The organism is Streptomyces sp. cg36 (assembly GCF_041080675.1).
In the GTDB taxonomy this organism is placed as follows: Bacteria; Actinomycetota; Actinomycetes; order Streptomycetales; family Streptomycetaceae; genus Streptomyces.
This window is the reverse complement of the sequence record NZ_CP163520.1, coordinates 3,126,353-3,140,017: the sequence shown is the minus strand read 5'-3', so window position 1 is coordinate 3,140,017 and position 13,665 is coordinate 3,126,353. Positions and strand designations below refer to the sequence as shown.

15 protein-coding genes are annotated in these 13,665 nt (G+C 71.8%); 7 read left to right on the top strand and 8 right to left on the bottom strand.

Annotation, left to right across the window (positions count from 1 at the left end; genetic code table 11):
- Nucleotides 1-77 precede the first annotated feature (77 nt).
- Genes AB5J87_RS13860 through AB5J87_RS13845 form a run of 4 tightly spaced genes read left to right on the top strand, consistent with a single transcriptional unit; the run spans nucleotide 78 to nucleotide 2,984 of the window.
- Entirely contained in the window at nucleotides 78-638 is a 561-nt protein-coding gene (locus tag AB5J87_RS13860; RefSeq protein ID WP_369376871.1) for a phosphatase PAP2 family protein, read from the top strand.
- A gap of 35 nt (nucleotides 639-673) precedes the next feature.
- A complete protein-coding gene (locus tag AB5J87_RS13855) occupies nucleotides 674-1,576 on the top strand; it encodes a decaprenyl-phosphate phosphoribosyltransferase (protein ID WP_369383518.1) in 903 nt (300 codons plus the stop codon).
- Complete coding sequence (locus tag AB5J87_RS13850) at nucleotides 1,573-2,085, top strand: GtrA family protein (RefSeq protein ID WP_369376869.1); 513 nt, start codon at nucleotides 1,573-1,575, stop codon at nucleotides 2,083-2,085. The genes AB5J87_RS13855 and AB5J87_RS13850 overlap by 4 nt, the downstream gene beginning before the upstream one ends.
- Nucleotides 2,073-2,984 (top strand): YihY/virulence factor BrkB family protein, encoded by a 912-nt coding sequence (locus AB5J87_RS13845; RefSeq protein ID WP_369376868.1) that lies wholly within the window; start codon nucleotides 2,073-2,075, stop codon nucleotides 2,982-2,984. The genes AB5J87_RS13850 and AB5J87_RS13845 overlap by 13 nt, the downstream gene beginning before the upstream one ends.
- On the opposite strand, the gene AB5J87_RS13840 is transcribed toward AB5J87_RS13845, so the two are convergent.
- Nucleotides 2,938-4,116, bottom strand: coding sequence for a D-alanyl-D-alanine carboxypeptidase family protein (locus AB5J87_RS13840; RefSeq protein ID WP_369383517.1), 1,179 nt, complete (start codon nucleotides 4,114-4,116; stop codon nucleotides 2,938-2,940). The two genes, AB5J87_RS13845 and AB5J87_RS13840, sit on opposite strands and share 47 nt — an antisense overlap.
- 333 nt (nucleotides 4,117-4,449) lie before the next feature.
- On the opposite strand from AB5J87_RS13840, the gene AB5J87_RS13835 reads away from it, so the two are divergent.
- Together AB5J87_RS13835 and AB5J87_RS13830 are read left to right on the top strand one after the other, a co-directional pair.
- The gene (locus tag AB5J87_RS13835) at nucleotides 4,450-4,692 is read left to right on the top strand and encodes an SCO4848 family membrane protein (RefSeq protein ID WP_369376866.1); all 243 of its coding nucleotides are present in this window, start codon (nucleotides 4,450-4,452) and stop codon (nucleotides 4,690-4,692) included.
- A 193-nt stretch (nucleotides 4,693-4,885) separates the two neighbouring features.
- Nucleotides 4,886-6,442: an ABC transporter substrate-binding protein gene (locus tag AB5J87_RS13830; RefSeq protein ID WP_369376864.1), complete on the top strand. Its 1,557-nt coding sequence runs from the start codon at nucleotides 4,886-4,888 to the stop codon at nucleotides 6,440-6,442.
- A 79-nt stretch (nucleotides 6,443-6,521) separates the two neighbouring features.
- Here AB5J87_RS13830 and AB5J87_RS13825 read toward each other — a convergent pair whose 3' ends face one another.
- Both AB5J87_RS13825 and AB5J87_RS13820 read right to left on the bottom strand, forming a co-directional pair.
- Nucleotides 6,522-7,301, bottom strand: a complete 780-nt coding sequence (locus tag AB5J87_RS13825; RefSeq protein WP_369383516.1) for a TetR/AcrR family transcriptional regulator — start codon at nucleotides 7,299-7,301, stop codon at nucleotides 6,522-6,524.
- Nucleotides 7,302-7,450: 149 nt separating this feature from the next.
- Nucleotides 7,451-8,695 carry an MFS transporter gene (locus tag AB5J87_RS13820; RefSeq protein WP_369376863.1) on the bottom strand — a complete coding sequence of 415 codons (1,245 nt, stop codon included), beginning with the start codon at nucleotides 8,693-8,695 and terminating at the stop codon, nucleotides 7,451-7,453.
- Between the two features lie 86 nt (nucleotides 8,696-8,781).
- On the opposite strand from AB5J87_RS13820, the gene AB5J87_RS13815 reads away from it, so the two are divergent.
- Entirely contained in the window at nucleotides 8,782-9,297 is a 516-nt protein-coding gene (locus tag AB5J87_RS13815; protein WP_369376862.1) for a MarR family winged helix-turn-helix transcriptional regulator, read from the top strand.
- A 182-nt stretch (nucleotides 9,298-9,479) separates the two neighbouring features.
- On the opposite strand, the gene AB5J87_RS13810 is transcribed toward AB5J87_RS13815, so the two are convergent.
- From AB5J87_RS13810 to AB5J87_RS13790, 5 genes are all read right to left on the bottom strand, one after another.
- Complete coding sequence (locus tag AB5J87_RS13810) at nucleotides 9,480-10,238, bottom strand: succinate dehydrogenase iron-sulfur subunit (RefSeq protein ID WP_369376861.1); 759 nt, start codon at nucleotides 10,236-10,238, stop codon at nucleotides 9,480-9,482.
- Nucleotides 10,238-11,992 (bottom strand): succinate dehydrogenase flavoprotein subunit, encoded by a 1,755-nt coding sequence (sdhA, locus tag AB5J87_RS13805; RefSeq protein WP_369376860.1) that lies wholly within the window; start codon nucleotides 11,990-11,992, stop codon nucleotides 10,238-10,240. Before sdhA ends, AB5J87_RS13810 begins: the two co-directional genes overlap by 1 nt.
- Before the next feature lie 31 nt (nucleotides 11,993-12,023).
- Entirely contained in the window at nucleotides 12,024-12,500 is a 477-nt protein-coding gene (locus AB5J87_RS13800) for a succinate dehydrogenase hydrophobic membrane anchor subunit (RefSeq protein ID WP_101389719.1), read from the bottom strand.
- A gap of 8 nt (nucleotides 12,501-12,508) precedes the next feature.
- Nucleotides 12,509-12,889 (bottom strand): succinate dehydrogenase, cytochrome b556 subunit, encoded by a 381-nt coding sequence (sdhC, locus tag AB5J87_RS13795; RefSeq protein WP_369376859.1) that lies wholly within the window; start codon nucleotides 12,887-12,889, stop codon nucleotides 12,509-12,511.
- A gap of 260 nt (nucleotides 12,890-13,149) precedes the next feature.
- Nucleotides 13,150-13,665 carry a 2-oxo-4-hydroxy-4-carboxy-5-ureidoimidazoline decarboxylase gene (locus AB5J87_RS13790; protein ID WP_369383515.1) on the bottom strand — a complete coding sequence of 172 codons (516 nt, stop codon included), beginning with the start codon at nucleotides 13,663-13,665 and terminating at the stop codon, nucleotides 13,150-13,152.

The window sequence follows — 13,665 nt, the reverse complement described above, 5'->3', positions numbered from 1 at the left end:
CTGTCGCCGCCGCCCGGGAGAGTCGCGTACGGCCGACGGCCGTACGGCGCGGCTGTCTCATGGAATCGGGGTGGCGGATGCGGTGCACCGACGCGGACCGACGGCTGCTGTCGGCGTTGCGCGACTGCGGGGCGGATCCCCGGGTGGCCGCCGTGGCGCGCGCGTTCTCGCTGGCCGGGGAGCACGGGGCGGTGTGGCTGGCGGCCGGGGCCGCGGGCGCGGCGCTGGACCGGGAGCGGCGCGGCGGATGGCTGCGGGCGGCGGGCCTGGTCGCGGGCGCGCACCTGGTCAGCATGGGGGTCAAGCGGGTGGTGCGCAGGCCCCGGCCCCGGCCGGCGGCCGGGCCGCTGGTGCGGACCGCCGGGCGGCACTCCTTCCCCAGCTCGCACGCCACCTCCGCCGCCGCCGCGGCCGTCGCCTACGGCGCGCTGCGGCCCGCCGGGGCCCGGCTGGTGCCGCCGCTCGCCGCCCTGATGTGCGTGTCGCGGCTGGTCGTCGGCGTCCACTACCCCTCCGACGTGCTGGCCGGCGCGCTGCTCGGCAGCGCCACCGCCCGGCTGGGCGCGGCCCGGACCGGGGCGGCGCCGCCCGGCGACACGGGGCCCGCCCCGCGCCCCGCCGCCGGGGTCCGCCCGTGAGCCGGCCGGGGGCCGCGGTCCTCGACGAGCGGTCGGTGCGGCCCGCCCGCCGGGCCCTGGGCGTGCCCGCCGGGCTGCTGCGGACCGCCCGGCCCCGGCAGTGGATCAAGAACGTGCTGGTCGTCGCCGCGCCCGCCGCCGCCGGCCAGCTGGACTCGGCGCACACCCTGCGCCGACTCGCCCTGGTCTTCGTGCTGTTCACGGCCGCCGCCTCGGCCGTCTACCTGGTCAACGACGCGCGGGACGCCGCCGCCGACCGCGCGCACCCGCAGAAGCGCCACCGGCCGGTGGCGACCGGGCAGGTGCCGGTGCCGCTCGCGTACGCGGTGGGCGGGCTGCTCGCGCTGCTCACCCCGCTCGCCGCCGCCCTCACCTGCAACGCGATGACGGCGACCCTGCTCACCGCGTACGTGGTGATGCAGCTGGCCTACTGCGTCAAGCTCAAGCACGTCCTGGTCGTCGACCTGGTGGTGGTCACCACCGGGTTCCTGATGCGGGCCATGGTGGGCGGGGTCGCGCTGGCCATCCCGCTGTCGCGCTGGTTCCTGATCACCGCCGGGTTCGGCGCGCTGTTCATGGTGGCGGCCAAGCGGTACTCCGAAGCCGTCCAGATGGAGGGGCGCGGCGGCGCCACCCGCGCGCTGCTCGACGCATACACCACCGGCTACCTGCGGTTCGTGTGGCAGCTCGCGGCCGGGGTCGCCGTCCTCGCGTACTGCATGTGGGCGCTGGAGAGCGACGGGATGACCGGCGGGTCGCTGCTGCCCTGGCGGCAGCTGTCGATGGTGCCGTTCATCGGCGGGATCCTGCGGTACGCGGTCTTCGCCGACCGGGGCACGGCGGGCGCCCCCGAGGACGTCGTCCTGCACGACCGGGCGCTGGCGGTCATCGGCCTGGTGTGGGTCGCGCTGTACGGGCTCGCGGTGGCCGACCTGTGAGGCGCGCGGCGGGGGCGGCGGCGCGGGCGTGCGGGGCGCGCGGCAGCGTGCGCCGGGCCGAGCTGGTGGGCTTCGCGCTGGCCGGGATCTGCGCGTACGCCGTCGACCTGGGGCTGTTCGTCTGGCTGCGGGCGGGGGTCGGGCTGGACCCGGTGACGGCCAAGTCCCTGTCGTTCGTGGCGGGCTGCACCGTCGCCTACCTCGGCAACGCCTTCGGCACCTACCGGGGCGCGCGGACCGGGCGGCGCGAGTACGCGGTCTTCCTCGCGGTGAACCTGGCGGGCGCGCTCGTGCAGCTGCTCTGTCTGGTGGTCTCGCACTACGGCCTCGGCCTCACCTCGCCGCGCGCCGACACGCTCTCGGGGGCCGTGTTCGGCATGGCCCTCGCCACTGTGCTGCGATTCTGGGGCACGAGAACCCTGGTCTTCGGCCGGGGCACCGGGAAATCTCGCATTCCCGAAGGTCACAGCCGTAGCGCGGAGGGTACCCGGACGTCATGGACTGGCTGAAGAATCTTCCCGTCGTCGGCCCGTGGGTGGCCCGCCTGATGCTGACGCACGGCTGGCGCAGCTATGAGCGGCTCGACCGGACGCACTGGTCGCGGCTGGCCGCCGCGATCACCTTCATCAGCTTCCTGGCGCTGTTCCCGCTGCTCACGGTGAGTGCGGCGGTCGCCGCCGCGGTCCTCACCCCGGGCCGGGTCGAGAAGCTCCAGAAGACCCTGGCCGAGCAGGTGCCCGGCATCTCCGACCAGCTCAACCTCCAGGACCTGACCCGCAACGCGGGCACGGTCGGCGTGGTCGCCGGGGCGCTGCTGCTGTTCACCGGCATCGGCTGGATCGGCTCGATGCGCGACTGTCTGCGCGCGGTGTGGGAGCGCGACGACGAGGAGGGCGAGAACCCCTTCCTGCGCAAGCTGGTGGACGGCGGGGTGCTGGTCGGCCTCGGCGCCGCCGGGCTCGCCTCGTTCGCCGCGTCCTCGATCGGCTCCACGGCCGTCGGCTGGGCCGCCGAGCAGCTGGGCATCGAACACAGCGGCGCGGGCCGGGTGCTGCTGCGGACCGTGGCCCTGGCGCTCGCCGCCGCCGCCGACTTCCTGGTCCTGATGTACGTACTGACCCTGCTGCCCGGGGTCTCCCCGCCGCGCCGCCATCTGGTGACCGCCGGGATCATCGGCGCGGTGGGGTTCGAGCTGCTGAAGCTGCTGCTCGGCGGCTATATGCAGGGCGTGGCCGGCAAGAGCATGTACGGGGCGTTCGGGGTGCCCATCGCGCTGCTGCTGTGGATCAACTTCATGGCGAAGCTGCTGCTGTTCTGCGCGGCCTGGACGGCCACCCCGGCCAAGGCGGACGACCCGGGCCTCACCGCTTCCGGCGCATCAGCTCCGGCAGCGGCCAGCGGCGGTTGAGCAGGAAGAGCCCGGCGGCGACCACCGCGAGCACACCGCCCGCGATGCCGAGCGCGGTGCCGATCCCGCCGGGCCCGGGGCCCTGGTGGGCGGCGACGGACGCCTTGTCGGTGCCGCCGCTCCCGGCGCCGCCCCGGGAGGGCTGGCCGCCCTGCGGGGTGGTGGTCCGGGCGGACTTCGGGGCCACCAGCTCGCCGACCGGGGTGACCTTGCCGGCCGCCGCGAAGCCCCAGTCCAGCAGGCGGGCGGCCTCCTTGTAGACGGCCTGGCTCTCGCCGGAGTCCGGGTTCATCACGGTGACCAGCAGCACCCGGCCGTCGCGCTCGGCGACGCCGGTGAAGGTGGCGCCCGCGTTGGTGGTGTTGCCGTTCTTGACGCCCGCGATGCCCTTGTAGGGGCTGATCCCGTAGTCGCCGGTGAGCAGCCGGTTGGTGTTCTGGATCTCGAAGTAGTCCCGCTCGTTGTTCTTGCCCTCGCCGCCGGGGAACTTCGCCGAGGCGGTCGAGCAGTACTCGCGGAAGTCCTGCTTCTGCAGCCCCGAGCGGGCGATCAGGGTCAGGTCGTACGCGCTGGAGACCTGGCCCGGCGCGTCGTAGCCGTCCGGCGAGACGACATGGGTGTCGAGCGCCTGGAGGTCGTCGGCGTGCGCCTGCATGTCCTGGACGGTCTTGGGGACGCCGCCGTTCATCGCCGACAGGACGTGCACGGCGTCGTTGCCGGAGCGCAGGAAGACCCCGAGCCACAGGTCGTGCACGGTGTACGTCTGGTTCTCCTTGACCCCGACCAGGCTGCTGCCCTCGCCGACGTCGGCCAGCTCGTTCTCGGCGACCTTGTGGACCTCGGTCTTGGGCAGCGTCGGCAGCACGGTGTCCGCGAAGAGCATCTTCAGGGTGGAGGCGGGCGGCAGCCGCCAGTGCGCGTTGTGCGAGGCGAGCACCTGGCCGCTCTCGGCGTCGGCGACGATCCACGAACGGCCCGTCAGCTCCATCGGCAGCACCGGCGCGCCCGGCCCCAGCTTCGCCTGGGTGCCCGGCTGCCCGAGCAGCGCGCCGCCGACCGTGGACATGCCGGCGGGCGGCGGGTCGGGCTCCTTGCGGGCCTTGCCGGGCTGGGTGGGGGCCCCGGGCTTCACGGGCCCGTCGGGGGTGCCGGGCTTCGCCGGCTGTTGGGGAGCGCCCGGTTTGTCATCGTTCGGCGCCGCCGTCGCGGGCGGGGCGGCGAGCGCGGGCAGCAGGGCGGCGACGGCGACCGTCAGCGCGATCCTCGCGGGCTTCTTCACAGCAGACACGGACGAGAACGTACAGGTCGGGCCGGACGATCCGAACACCGGCGTGGTGACCCGCCGGGAGTCGCCACCCGCCCGGCTGTGCTCCGCCACGGGTGGGTCCGTGGGGGTGCGGACGGCCGGAATCCGTGCTGTCCCCATACTGGGAGGGCAGATTCCCCGTCCGAAGGAAGCCCCGTCATGAAGCTCAGCCCCCGCGTCTCGTGGTTCCTGCTCGCCTTCGGCGCGTGGTCCTGGATCGTCTGGACGACCTTCGTGAAGAACCTCTGGAAGGACGCCAGCGGGCTGGCTTTCGACGACGGCAGCCCGACGGCCTACTTCTGGGTGCACCTGACGCTCGCGGTGGTCTCGTTCGCACTGGGAACGGCCATCGGGGTGCTGGGGTTCCGGGGAGTGCGGGCGGCGCGCCGGGCCGGGGAGTGAAGGCTTCCCACGTCACAGAGCGCTAACGACCGATGCGCATCCCCTTGTCACGCCCGGCTAACGAGTAGCTGTGTAGTGAAGATTTTCCCTTCCGGAAGTGAAACCCGTGTGATTGGGTGAGCGCGATCACAGGTGTTGCGCGAGGGGGTTCGGCACGCCTGGTTGGGGTGGGCGTTCCAAGGAGAGCACGGCAATGCGGTCGATCCGTATACGGATTGTGGCGATTTGTGCAGTTGCGCTGGTCGCTGGTGTGGGGGGATGGCAGCTGCTGCCGTCCGACGAGCAGAAGAAGGACCCGATCTCGGTCGGGACCACGGACGTGATCACGTCCCTCGACCCGGCCGGCGCCTATGACGCCGGATCCTGGGCGCTGTACAGCAACGTCTACCAGTCGCTGCTCACGTTCAGACCCGGCTCGGCGGTGCCGGTGCCGGACGCGGCCAAGAGCTGCAAGTTCATCGGGCTGAAGCTGACGACCTATCAGTGCGTCCTCCGGGACGACCTGGTCTTCTCGTCCGGCCGCAAGATCACCACCAAGGACGTGAAGTACTCGTTCGACCGGGTGATGAAGATCCACAGCGATGTCGGCCCGGCCGCGCTGCTCTCGGCCCTCGGGTCGGTGCAGGCCGAGGGCGACACCGTCACGTTCAACCTGAAGGCCAAGGACGCGACCTTCCCGTCCAAGCTGGCGACCGGCGCCGGGGCGATCGTCGACCCCGAGGAGTACCCGGAGAAGGAGCTGCGCGACGGCGACACCGTGGTGGGCTCCGGCCCGTACCTGCTGAAGTCGTTCGAGCAGGGCCGCAGCGCCGAGCTGGAGCCCAACCCGCACTACAAGGGCGCGGTCACCAAGAAGGGCCTGCCGGTCCGCATCCACTTCTACAAGGAGTCCGACCAGCTCAACAAGGGCTGGACGGACAAGCAGGTCGAGGTGGCGTACCGGCAGATGCCGCCGAGCGTGCTGTCCAAGCTGTCGCCGGGCGACCCGAACATCCGCATCAGCGAGACGCCGGGCGCCGAGACCCGCAACCTGAACATCAACGTCCGCTCCGGCCGCCCGCTGGCGAAGGTCAAGGTCCGCCAGGCGCTGGCCGCGCTGATCGACCGCCCGGCGCTGGCCTCCGGGGTGTACGACGGCACGGTGGAGCCGCTGTTCTCGCTGATCCCGCAGGGCTTCACCGGCCACAGCACGGCCTTCTTCGACGCCTACCCCAAGGTGGACGTGGCCAAGGCGAAGGGGCTGCTGAAGGCGGCGAACGTGGAGACCCCGGTCAAGTTCACGCTCGCCTACCGCAAGCTCGGCCCCAACGGCGCCGAGGCGGAGCTGCTGAAGAAGCAGCTGGAGAACGGCGGCCTCTTCGACGTCGAGCTGATCGCCGAGGCCGACTGGCCCAAGATGCAGAAGAACTACGCGGCCGGTGTGTACGACGCGTACACCGCGGGCTGGGTGGCGGACTTCCCGGACCCGGACAACTTCAGCCAGCCGCTCGTCGGCACCGGCAACAGCCTCCACACCGGGTACTCCGACAAGACCGTCGACGAGATCATCCAGCACACCCAGCAGTTCAGCGACCGGGGCCGGACCGCCGACGACTTCAAGGCGCTCCAGGACAAGGTGGCCGCGGACGTGCCGCTGATCCCGCTCTGGCAGGGCAAGGACTACGTGGTGAGCAGCCGCAGCGTCGGCGGACTGCAGTACCTCTCGGACGGCACCGGTGTGTGGCGGCTGTGGGAGCTCGGCTGGATCTGACGGACGCCGAACGGCCCGCCCCGGGCGGGCCGTTCGGAGCGGACGGGCCCGGGGCGCACGGGCCGCGGGCCGGGCGGGGTCACCGCTCGGCCTTCGCCGTCCGCCCCGTCTTCGCGCTCTTCGCCGGCTTGCCGTCCGCGGGCTTCTTGCGGGCCGTGGCCGCCTGCGCCATGCCCGGCAGGAAGTCCCGGAACAGCTCGTGCACCTCGTGGACGAGCGGGCGCAGCACCCGGAAGCGGGCCAGCACGACACCGCGCGTGGTGAGCTTGGCGCCGCGCGCGGCGAGCCGGTAGCTGCGCTCGCGGCCCTCGGAGCGGTCGAAGACCCAGTACAGCACCAGGCCCATCTGGGACAGCCACATCAACTCCGGCAGCACGTCCACGAGTTCCGCCGGGACCTTGGTCCTCGTCCCGGCCAGCACCTCGCGGTGCACGTCGATGGCCGCCTCGCGGGCGTGCTCGGACTCCGGCGAGAACGGGCTGAGCGGACTGTCCGGGTCCGCCGCGTTCTTGAAGAACTGCGCGGCGAACTCGTGGTACGGGGCCGCGATGTCCAGCCAGGCGCTCAGCACCCCGGCCAGCCGCGCCTCCAGGTCCGTCTCCCGGTCGAGCACGTCCCGCACCGCCGCCTGGTGCTCGGCGGCGATCCGGTCGTAGAAGCCCTGGATGAGGTGTTCCTTGCCGGCGAAGTAGTAGTACGCGTTGCCGACGGAGACCCCGGCCTCCTTGGCGATCGCCCGCATGGTGGTCTTGTCGTAACCCAGCTCCTGGAAGAGCCGCATGGCGGTCTCCAGGATCAGGGTGCGGGTCTGTTCGCCCTTGGCGGGGCCCGCCTCGCTCTTGACGGTGTCGTCGCTCAAGGCGGGCTCGGACTCGGCGGGGACGCGCGCGTTCTCTGCTGGCACGGGACGAGCCTAATCGGCCGGTGGACGGGCGCCGTCGCAGGCCGGGGTCGCGGCAGGGCACACCCCGCCGGAGGCGGGCGCCCGGCCGGGTGCGCCCGTGGCGTTCAGGCCGCGGTGGTGGAGAGCGCCGGGGCCTCCTCGGGCGCCGGGCGGCCGAAGTGGCGCACCCCGGGGGCCAGCGTCGTCGCCAGGCAGGCGCCGCCCACCAGGACCGCCGCGGCGAGCAGCGGCACCTCGGCCCCCCAGGCGTCGGCGGCGACCGGGGCCAGCGCGTAGCCGACGGGGGCCGCGGCGAGCGAGAGGAGCCAGTCGTACGAGGTGACCCGGGCCAGGGTGTGGGCGGGGATGGCCGACTGGACCGAGGTCTCCCAGACGGGGGAGAGGAAGCCGAGGCCCGCCTGGGCGATCCCGTACGCGGCGATGGCCAGCGGGGCCGGGGCGGAGACGGCGAGCAGGGTCAGCGGCAGGGCGTAGGTGGCGAGGCCCAGGTTGGCCGTCAGGATCGGGCGCCGGGGGCGGGCGCGGCCCGCCAGCACCGAGCCCAGGAGCAGACCGACGGCCCCCGTCTGGAGGAAGGCCAGCCAGAACCCCTTGCCGTCGAACTCCTGGAAGGCGATGGCCGGGCCGAGGGTCAGCAGCACGGCGGCGGCGCCGTTCCAGGCGGAGTGCGCGATCAGGCTGCTCCAGTACCAGTCGCGGGAGCGGACCTCGCCCCAGCCCTCCTTGAGGTCGGCGACCAGCGAGCGCCGCTCCGGCGGCACGTGCCGCACCCGGATCGCGCTCAGCAGGAGGGCGCTGGCCGCGAAGGAGGCGGAGTCCAGGACGAACGCCCAGCCGGGTCCGGCGGTGAGGATCAGGACGCCCGCGAGCGTCGGGCCCGCCACCCGGGTGGTGCTGTTGACCACGCCCATCAGGGCGTTGGCGCGGCGCCGGTTCTCCTCCTCGACCGTGCCGGTGAGCAGGGGGGCCAGCGCGGGCATGGCGAACGCGGAGGCGGCGCCGCCGAGCGCCTCGGCGAGCGCGATCTGCCAGAGCCGGGGGTCGCCGCCGAGCAGTTCGACGCCGACGAAGAGCTGGGTGGCGCACCGCACGCAGTCGGTGGTGAGCGCGACCGTACGGGCGTTGAAGCGGTCGCCCGCGACCCCGCCGACGGGCAGGAGGAGCAGTCGGGGGAGCATCGCGCAGCCGAGCACCAGGGCGAGGTCGGCGGTGGAGCCGGTGGCCATGTAGACCGCGAGCGAGAGCGCGGCGGGCACGACCGCGTCGCCCAGCATGGACAGGCAGCGGCCGGCGAAGAGCAGCCGGAACGAGCGGGTGCGCAGGGGATGCGGCAGGGAGGGCGTGGACATGGCGATGAATATATTTCGGTACCGAATAATTCGTCAACGAAATATCTGGTGCCGAAGGAACCGCCGCGGGCCCGTACGATCGGGGCATGGAGCACGAAGAAGCCGAAGCCGGCGGGGCGCGCGACTGGACCCAGGGGCACGTGGAGCGGTGGCTGCCGGTCCTGCCCGGACTCGATCCGGTCGTCGAGGGCGCGGTGACCCGGATGAAGAGGCTCTCCGTCCACCTCACCCGGGTGCGGGAGCAGTCCCTGGTGGACTTCGCGCTGGAGCGCACCGAGTTCGACACCCTGCACAAGCTGGCGGGGCGCGGCGGCACGGCGACGCCGTCGCAGCTGGCCGCCGACCTCGACCTCGCGCCCGCGTCCGTCACCGGGCGCCTGGACGCGCTGGAGCGGCGCGGCTTCGTGCGCCGCACGCCCTCCACGACCGACCGGCGCCGTGTCCACGTCGAGCTGACCGAGCCCGGCCGGGCGACCTGGCGGGGCGCGATGGACATGCTGGGGGACGAGGAGTCCCGGGTCCTGGGCGCGCTGTCGCCCGGGGAACGGGAGCGGCTGAACGACATGCTGCGCCGGATCATGGTGGTCGCCGAGGGGGGCTGAGCCCCGACCGCGGGCACTTGGGGGCGGCGCGGGGGTTGCTCGCGTCTCTCCGTACCCAGGCGCGCGGGGAACCGCGCGAGCGACCCACCACGGTCCGCGGACGAGGCGACCCGCTTGGGTACGCGAAGGGCCCCGCCTCCCTCACGGGAAGCGGGGCCCTCGTACGCCTGCGGCGCGGAACCTCAGAAGCGGCGCGTGATCAGCGCACGCTTGACTTCCTGGATCGCCTTGGTGACCTCGATGCCACGCGGGCACGCGTCGGTGCAGTTGAACGTGGTGCGGCAGCGCCACACGCCGTCCTTGTCGTTCAGGATCTCCAGCCGCTGCTCACCGGCCTCGTCGCGCGAGTCGAAGATGAAGCGGTGCGCGTTGACGATCGCGGCCGGACCGAAGTACTGGCCGTCGTTCCAGAAGACCGGGCAGGACGACGTGCACGCGGCGCACAGGATGCACTTGGTGGTGTCGTCGAACCGCTCGCGGTCCTCGGCGGACTGCCGGCGCTCGCGCGTCGGCTCGTTGCCCTTGGTGATGAGGAAGGGCATCACGTCGCGGTACGCCTGGAAGAACGGGTCCATGTCCACGACCAGGTCCTTCAGGACCGTCAGGCCCTTGATGGCCTCGATCGTGATCGGCTTGGCCGGGTTGATGTCCTTGATCAGCGTCTTGCAGGCGAGACGGTTCTTGCCGTTGATCCGCATGGCGTCCGAGCCGCAGATGCCGTGCGCGCAGGAGCGGCGGAAGGTCAGCGACCCGTCCATGTCCCACTTGATCTTGTGCAGGCCGTCGAGGACCCGCTCCTTGGGGTCGATCTCCAGCTGGAAGTCCTCCCACGTCGCCTCGTCCGAGATCTCCGGGTTGAACCGGCGGATCCGGAAGGTGACCGTGATGAGGTGGGAGGAGGTGGACTCCGCCTCCAGCTTGTCCAGGGTCGGGGTGGCCATCAGTACTTACGCTCCATCGGCTGGTAGCGGGTCTGGACGACGGGCTTGTAGTCGAGTCGGATCGAGTCCTTGCCGCCGTCCGCGACCTCGCGGTACGCCATGGTGTGGCGCATGAAGTTGACGTCGTCGCGGTTGGGGTAGTCCTCGCGGTAGTGACCGCCGCGGGACTCCTTGCGCGCCAGGGCCGACACGGCCATGACCTCGGCCAGGTCGAGCAGGTTGCCCAGCTCGATGGCCTCCAGGAGGTCGGTGTTGAACCGCTTGCCCTTGTCCTGGACCGAGACGTTCTTGTAGCGCTCGCGGAGCTCCGCGATCTTCTCCACGGCCGTCTTGATCGTCTGCTCGGTGCGGAAGACCATGACGTTGGCGTCCATGGTCTCCTGCAGCTCCTTGCGGAGCACCGCGACCCGCTCGGTGCCGGTCGACGCGAGCAGGTTCTTGACCTGGTTCTCGACCAGCTCCGCCGGGTTCTCGGGCAGCTCGACGTAGTCGGCCTTCACCGAGTACTCGGCCGCCGCGATGCCCGCCCGGCGCCCGAACACGTTGATGTCCAGGAGCGAGTTGGTGCCCAGGCGGTTGGCGCCGTGCACGGAGACGCAGGCGACCTCGCCGGCCGCGTACAGACCCGGCACGACGGTGGTGTTGTCCGACAGGACCTCACCCTCGACGTTGGTCGGGATGCCGCCCATGGCGTAGTGCGCGGTGGGCTGGATCGGGATCGGGTCCGTGTACGGCTCGATGCCCAGGTAGGTGCGCGCGAACTCCGTGATGTCCGGGAGCTTGGCGTCCAGCTGCTCCGGCGGGAGGTGCGTGAGGTCCAGGTAGACGTGGTCGCCCTCGGGACCGCAGCCGCGGCCCTCGCGGATCTCCGTGTAGATGGAGCGCGAGACGACGTCACGGGACGCGAGGTCCTTCATGACCGGCGCGTACTTCTCCATGAAGCGCTCGCCGTCCTTGTTGCGGAGGATGCCGCCCTCACCGCGGGCGCCCTCCGTCAGCAGGATGCCCATGCGCCAGATGCCCGTCGGGTGGAACTGGAAGAACTCCATGTCCTCCAGCGGCAGGCCCCGGCGGTAGCAGGCGGCCTGGCCGTCACCGGTCAGGGTGTGCGCGTTGGAGGTCACCTTGAAGAACTTGCCGGTGCCGCCGGACGCGTAGATCACGGACTTCGCCTGGAAGACGTGGATCTCGCCGGTCGCGAGCTCGTACGCCACCACGCCGGCGGACGTCTTGACGCCGTCCACCTCGGTGATGAGCTGGTCGAGCACGTAGAACTCGTTGAAGAACTCCACGCCCTCCTTGACGCAGTTCTGGTACAGCGTCTGGAGGATCATGTGGCCGGTGCGGTCCGCGGCGTAGCACGCCCGGCGGACCGGGGCCTCGCCGTGGTTGCGGGAGTGGCCGCCGAAGCGGCGCTGGTCGATGGTGCCGTCCGGGGTCCGGTTGAACGGCAGGCCCATCTTCTCCAGGTCGAGGACCGCGTCGATGGCCTCCTTCGCCAGGATCTCGGCGGCGTCCTGGTCGACCAGGTAGTCACCGCCCTTGATCGTGTCGAAGGTGTGCCACTCCCAGTTGTCCTCCTCCACGTTGGCGAGCGCGGCGGCCATGCCGCCCTGCGCCGCGCCCGTGTGGGAACGCGTGGGGTAGAGCTTCGTCAGCACGGCGGTGCGGCTGCGCTTCGTCGCCTCGATGGCGGCGCGCATGCCGGCGCCGCCGGCGCCGACGATGACGGTGTCGTACTTGTGGATCTTCATCAGAGAATTCCTCAGTCCCTCAGCCCGTGGCCTAGCGGATGTTCGGGTCGAAGGTGAAGATCACCAGCGTGCCCAGCAGGACGGTGAACACCGTGGCGGTGTAGAGCAGCATCTTCAGCCAGAAGCGGGTGTTGTCCCGCTGCGCGTAGTCGTTGATGACCGTGCGCAGGCCGTTGGCGCCGTGCAGCATCGCCAGCCACAGCATGGCCAGGTCCCAGACCTGCCAGAAGGGGTTGGCCCAGCGGCCCGCCACGAAGGCGAAGCCGATCTTGGAGACGCCGCCGTCGAGCACCAGCTGGATGCACAGGTGCGTGACGACCAGGACGACCAGGACGACGCCGGACAGCCGCATGAACAGCCAGCCGTACAGCTCGAAGTTGGTGCGGGTCGACTTCGGCGTCTTCTTGGTCCGCTTGCGCGGCGCCTCGATGAGCGGCGCGGGGTTGTCGGCGTCGTACAGGCCGGTGGCCTCGACCTCGCCGATCGCGGAAGTGGTTTCGGCAGACATGTCAGTCCTCAGCTCCCGAACAGTTCACGGGCGGCGTGGCCGAGCACCGGGTACAGCGCGCCGACCATCAGAATGAGCCAGATGCTCACGACGGACCACAGCATCTGCTTCTGGTAGCGGGGGCCCTTGGCCCAGAAGTCCACCGCGATGATGCGGAGACCGTTGAGCGCGTGGAAGAGGATGGCGGCGACGAGGCCGTACTCCAGAAGCGCCACGATGGGCGTCTTGTAGGTAGCGACGACCTTGTCGTAGTCCTCGGGGGAGACACGCACGAGCGCGGTGTCGAGGACATGGACGAACAGGAAGAAGAAGATGAGGACACCGGTGACTCGATGAGCCACCCACGACCACATGCCTTCCCGGCCGCGGTACAGCGTTCCAGCCGGCACGGAAAAACCCTCCGGGAGCGGGGACTAGGGCCGGCCGGCTTGACTGTCGGTCTGACCCGGCCGGGTACGGTCCACCGGCCCCGGTCATCGTAGCGACGAGATGTCGGTTCGTTCGCGCGGGGTCCCGAGGTGTGATCAAACAGGCAATCAATCTGCCACGGACGGGCTATGGACGGGCCCCCGACGGACCCCCGGCGGGCACCCGGGACGGCGGTGCGGGCCGCCGGTCCGCGCGGGCCGTCCGTCCCCCGCGGCCCGTGTCAGCGGACCGCGCCCGCCGGGTCCGACTCCGGGTGGCCGGACACGAGATGGGCGAGCCGGGCCCGGGCGAGTCGGCGCAGCTCGTCGGCGGCGATGGCCCGCTCGTCGTCCTGCTCGTTGCCCATCCGCGTCCGGATCCCCGCGAGCAGCTGGTTCAGGTGGTCGGTGGGCCGCAGCCCCGCCAGGCAGATGACGAAGGCGTGCCCGAACCGGCTCTCGTACGCCGCGTGCGCCGCCCGCAGCGCGGTGTGGGCCGAGCGCGGGGCCATCGGGTGCGGTCCGGGCGGGCGCTCGTCGGCCAGGGCCTCGGTGAGGTCGTCGGGGGAGAGGTCGTAGCTGGCCTCGTCGGCGGCGGCGAGCAGCGCGTCCAGATCCGGGTAGGGCCGGTGGGCGGCCAGGCGCCGGGCCCAGCGGCGGCTGCCGCAGCAGGCCAGCAGGGCGGCTTCGGCGGCGCCCGGCGGGGCATGGTTGAACCGCTGGAGTCCGTCCTCCGCCGGCTGGTACGGGCCGGGAAT

Excerpts from the sequence above, each read along its gene's own strand:
- AB5J87_RS13860 (WP_369376871.1), top strand. The coding sequence starts at position 78 with ATGCGGTGCACCGACGCGGACCGACGGCTGCTGTCGGCGTTGCGCGAC.
- AB5J87_RS13845 (WP_369376868.1), top strand. The coding sequence starts at position 2,073 with ATGGACTGGCTGAAGAATCTTCCCGTCGTCGGCCCGTGGGTGGCCCGC.
- AB5J87_RS13835 (WP_369376866.1), top strand. The coding sequence starts at position 4,450 with ATGAAGCTCAGCCCCCGCGTCTCGTGGTTCCTGCTCGCCTTCGGCGCG.
- AB5J87_RS13830 (WP_369376864.1), top strand. The coding sequence starts at position 4,886 with ATGCGGTCGATCCGTATACGGATTGTGGCGATTTGTGCAGTTGCGCTG.
- AB5J87_RS13820 (WP_369376863.1), bottom strand. The coding sequence starts at position 8,695 with ATGTCCACGCCCTCCCTGCCGCATCCCCTGCGCACCCGCTCGTTCCGG.
- AB5J87_RS13815 (WP_369376862.1), top strand. The coding sequence starts at position 8,782 with ATGGAGCACGAAGAAGCCGAAGCCGGCGGGGCGCGCGACTGGACCCAG.
- AB5J87_RS13810 (WP_369376861.1), bottom strand. The coding sequence starts at position 10,238 with ATGGCCACCCCGACCCTGGACAAGCTGGAGGCGGAGTCCACCTCCTCC.
- sdhA (WP_369376860.1), bottom strand. The coding sequence starts at position 11,992 with ATGAAGATCCACAAGTACGACACCGTCATCGTCGGCGCCGGCGGCGCC.
- AB5J87_RS13800 (WP_101389719.1), bottom strand. The coding sequence starts at position 12,500 with ATGTCTGCCGAAACCACTTCCGCGATCGGCGAGGTCGAGGCCACCGGC.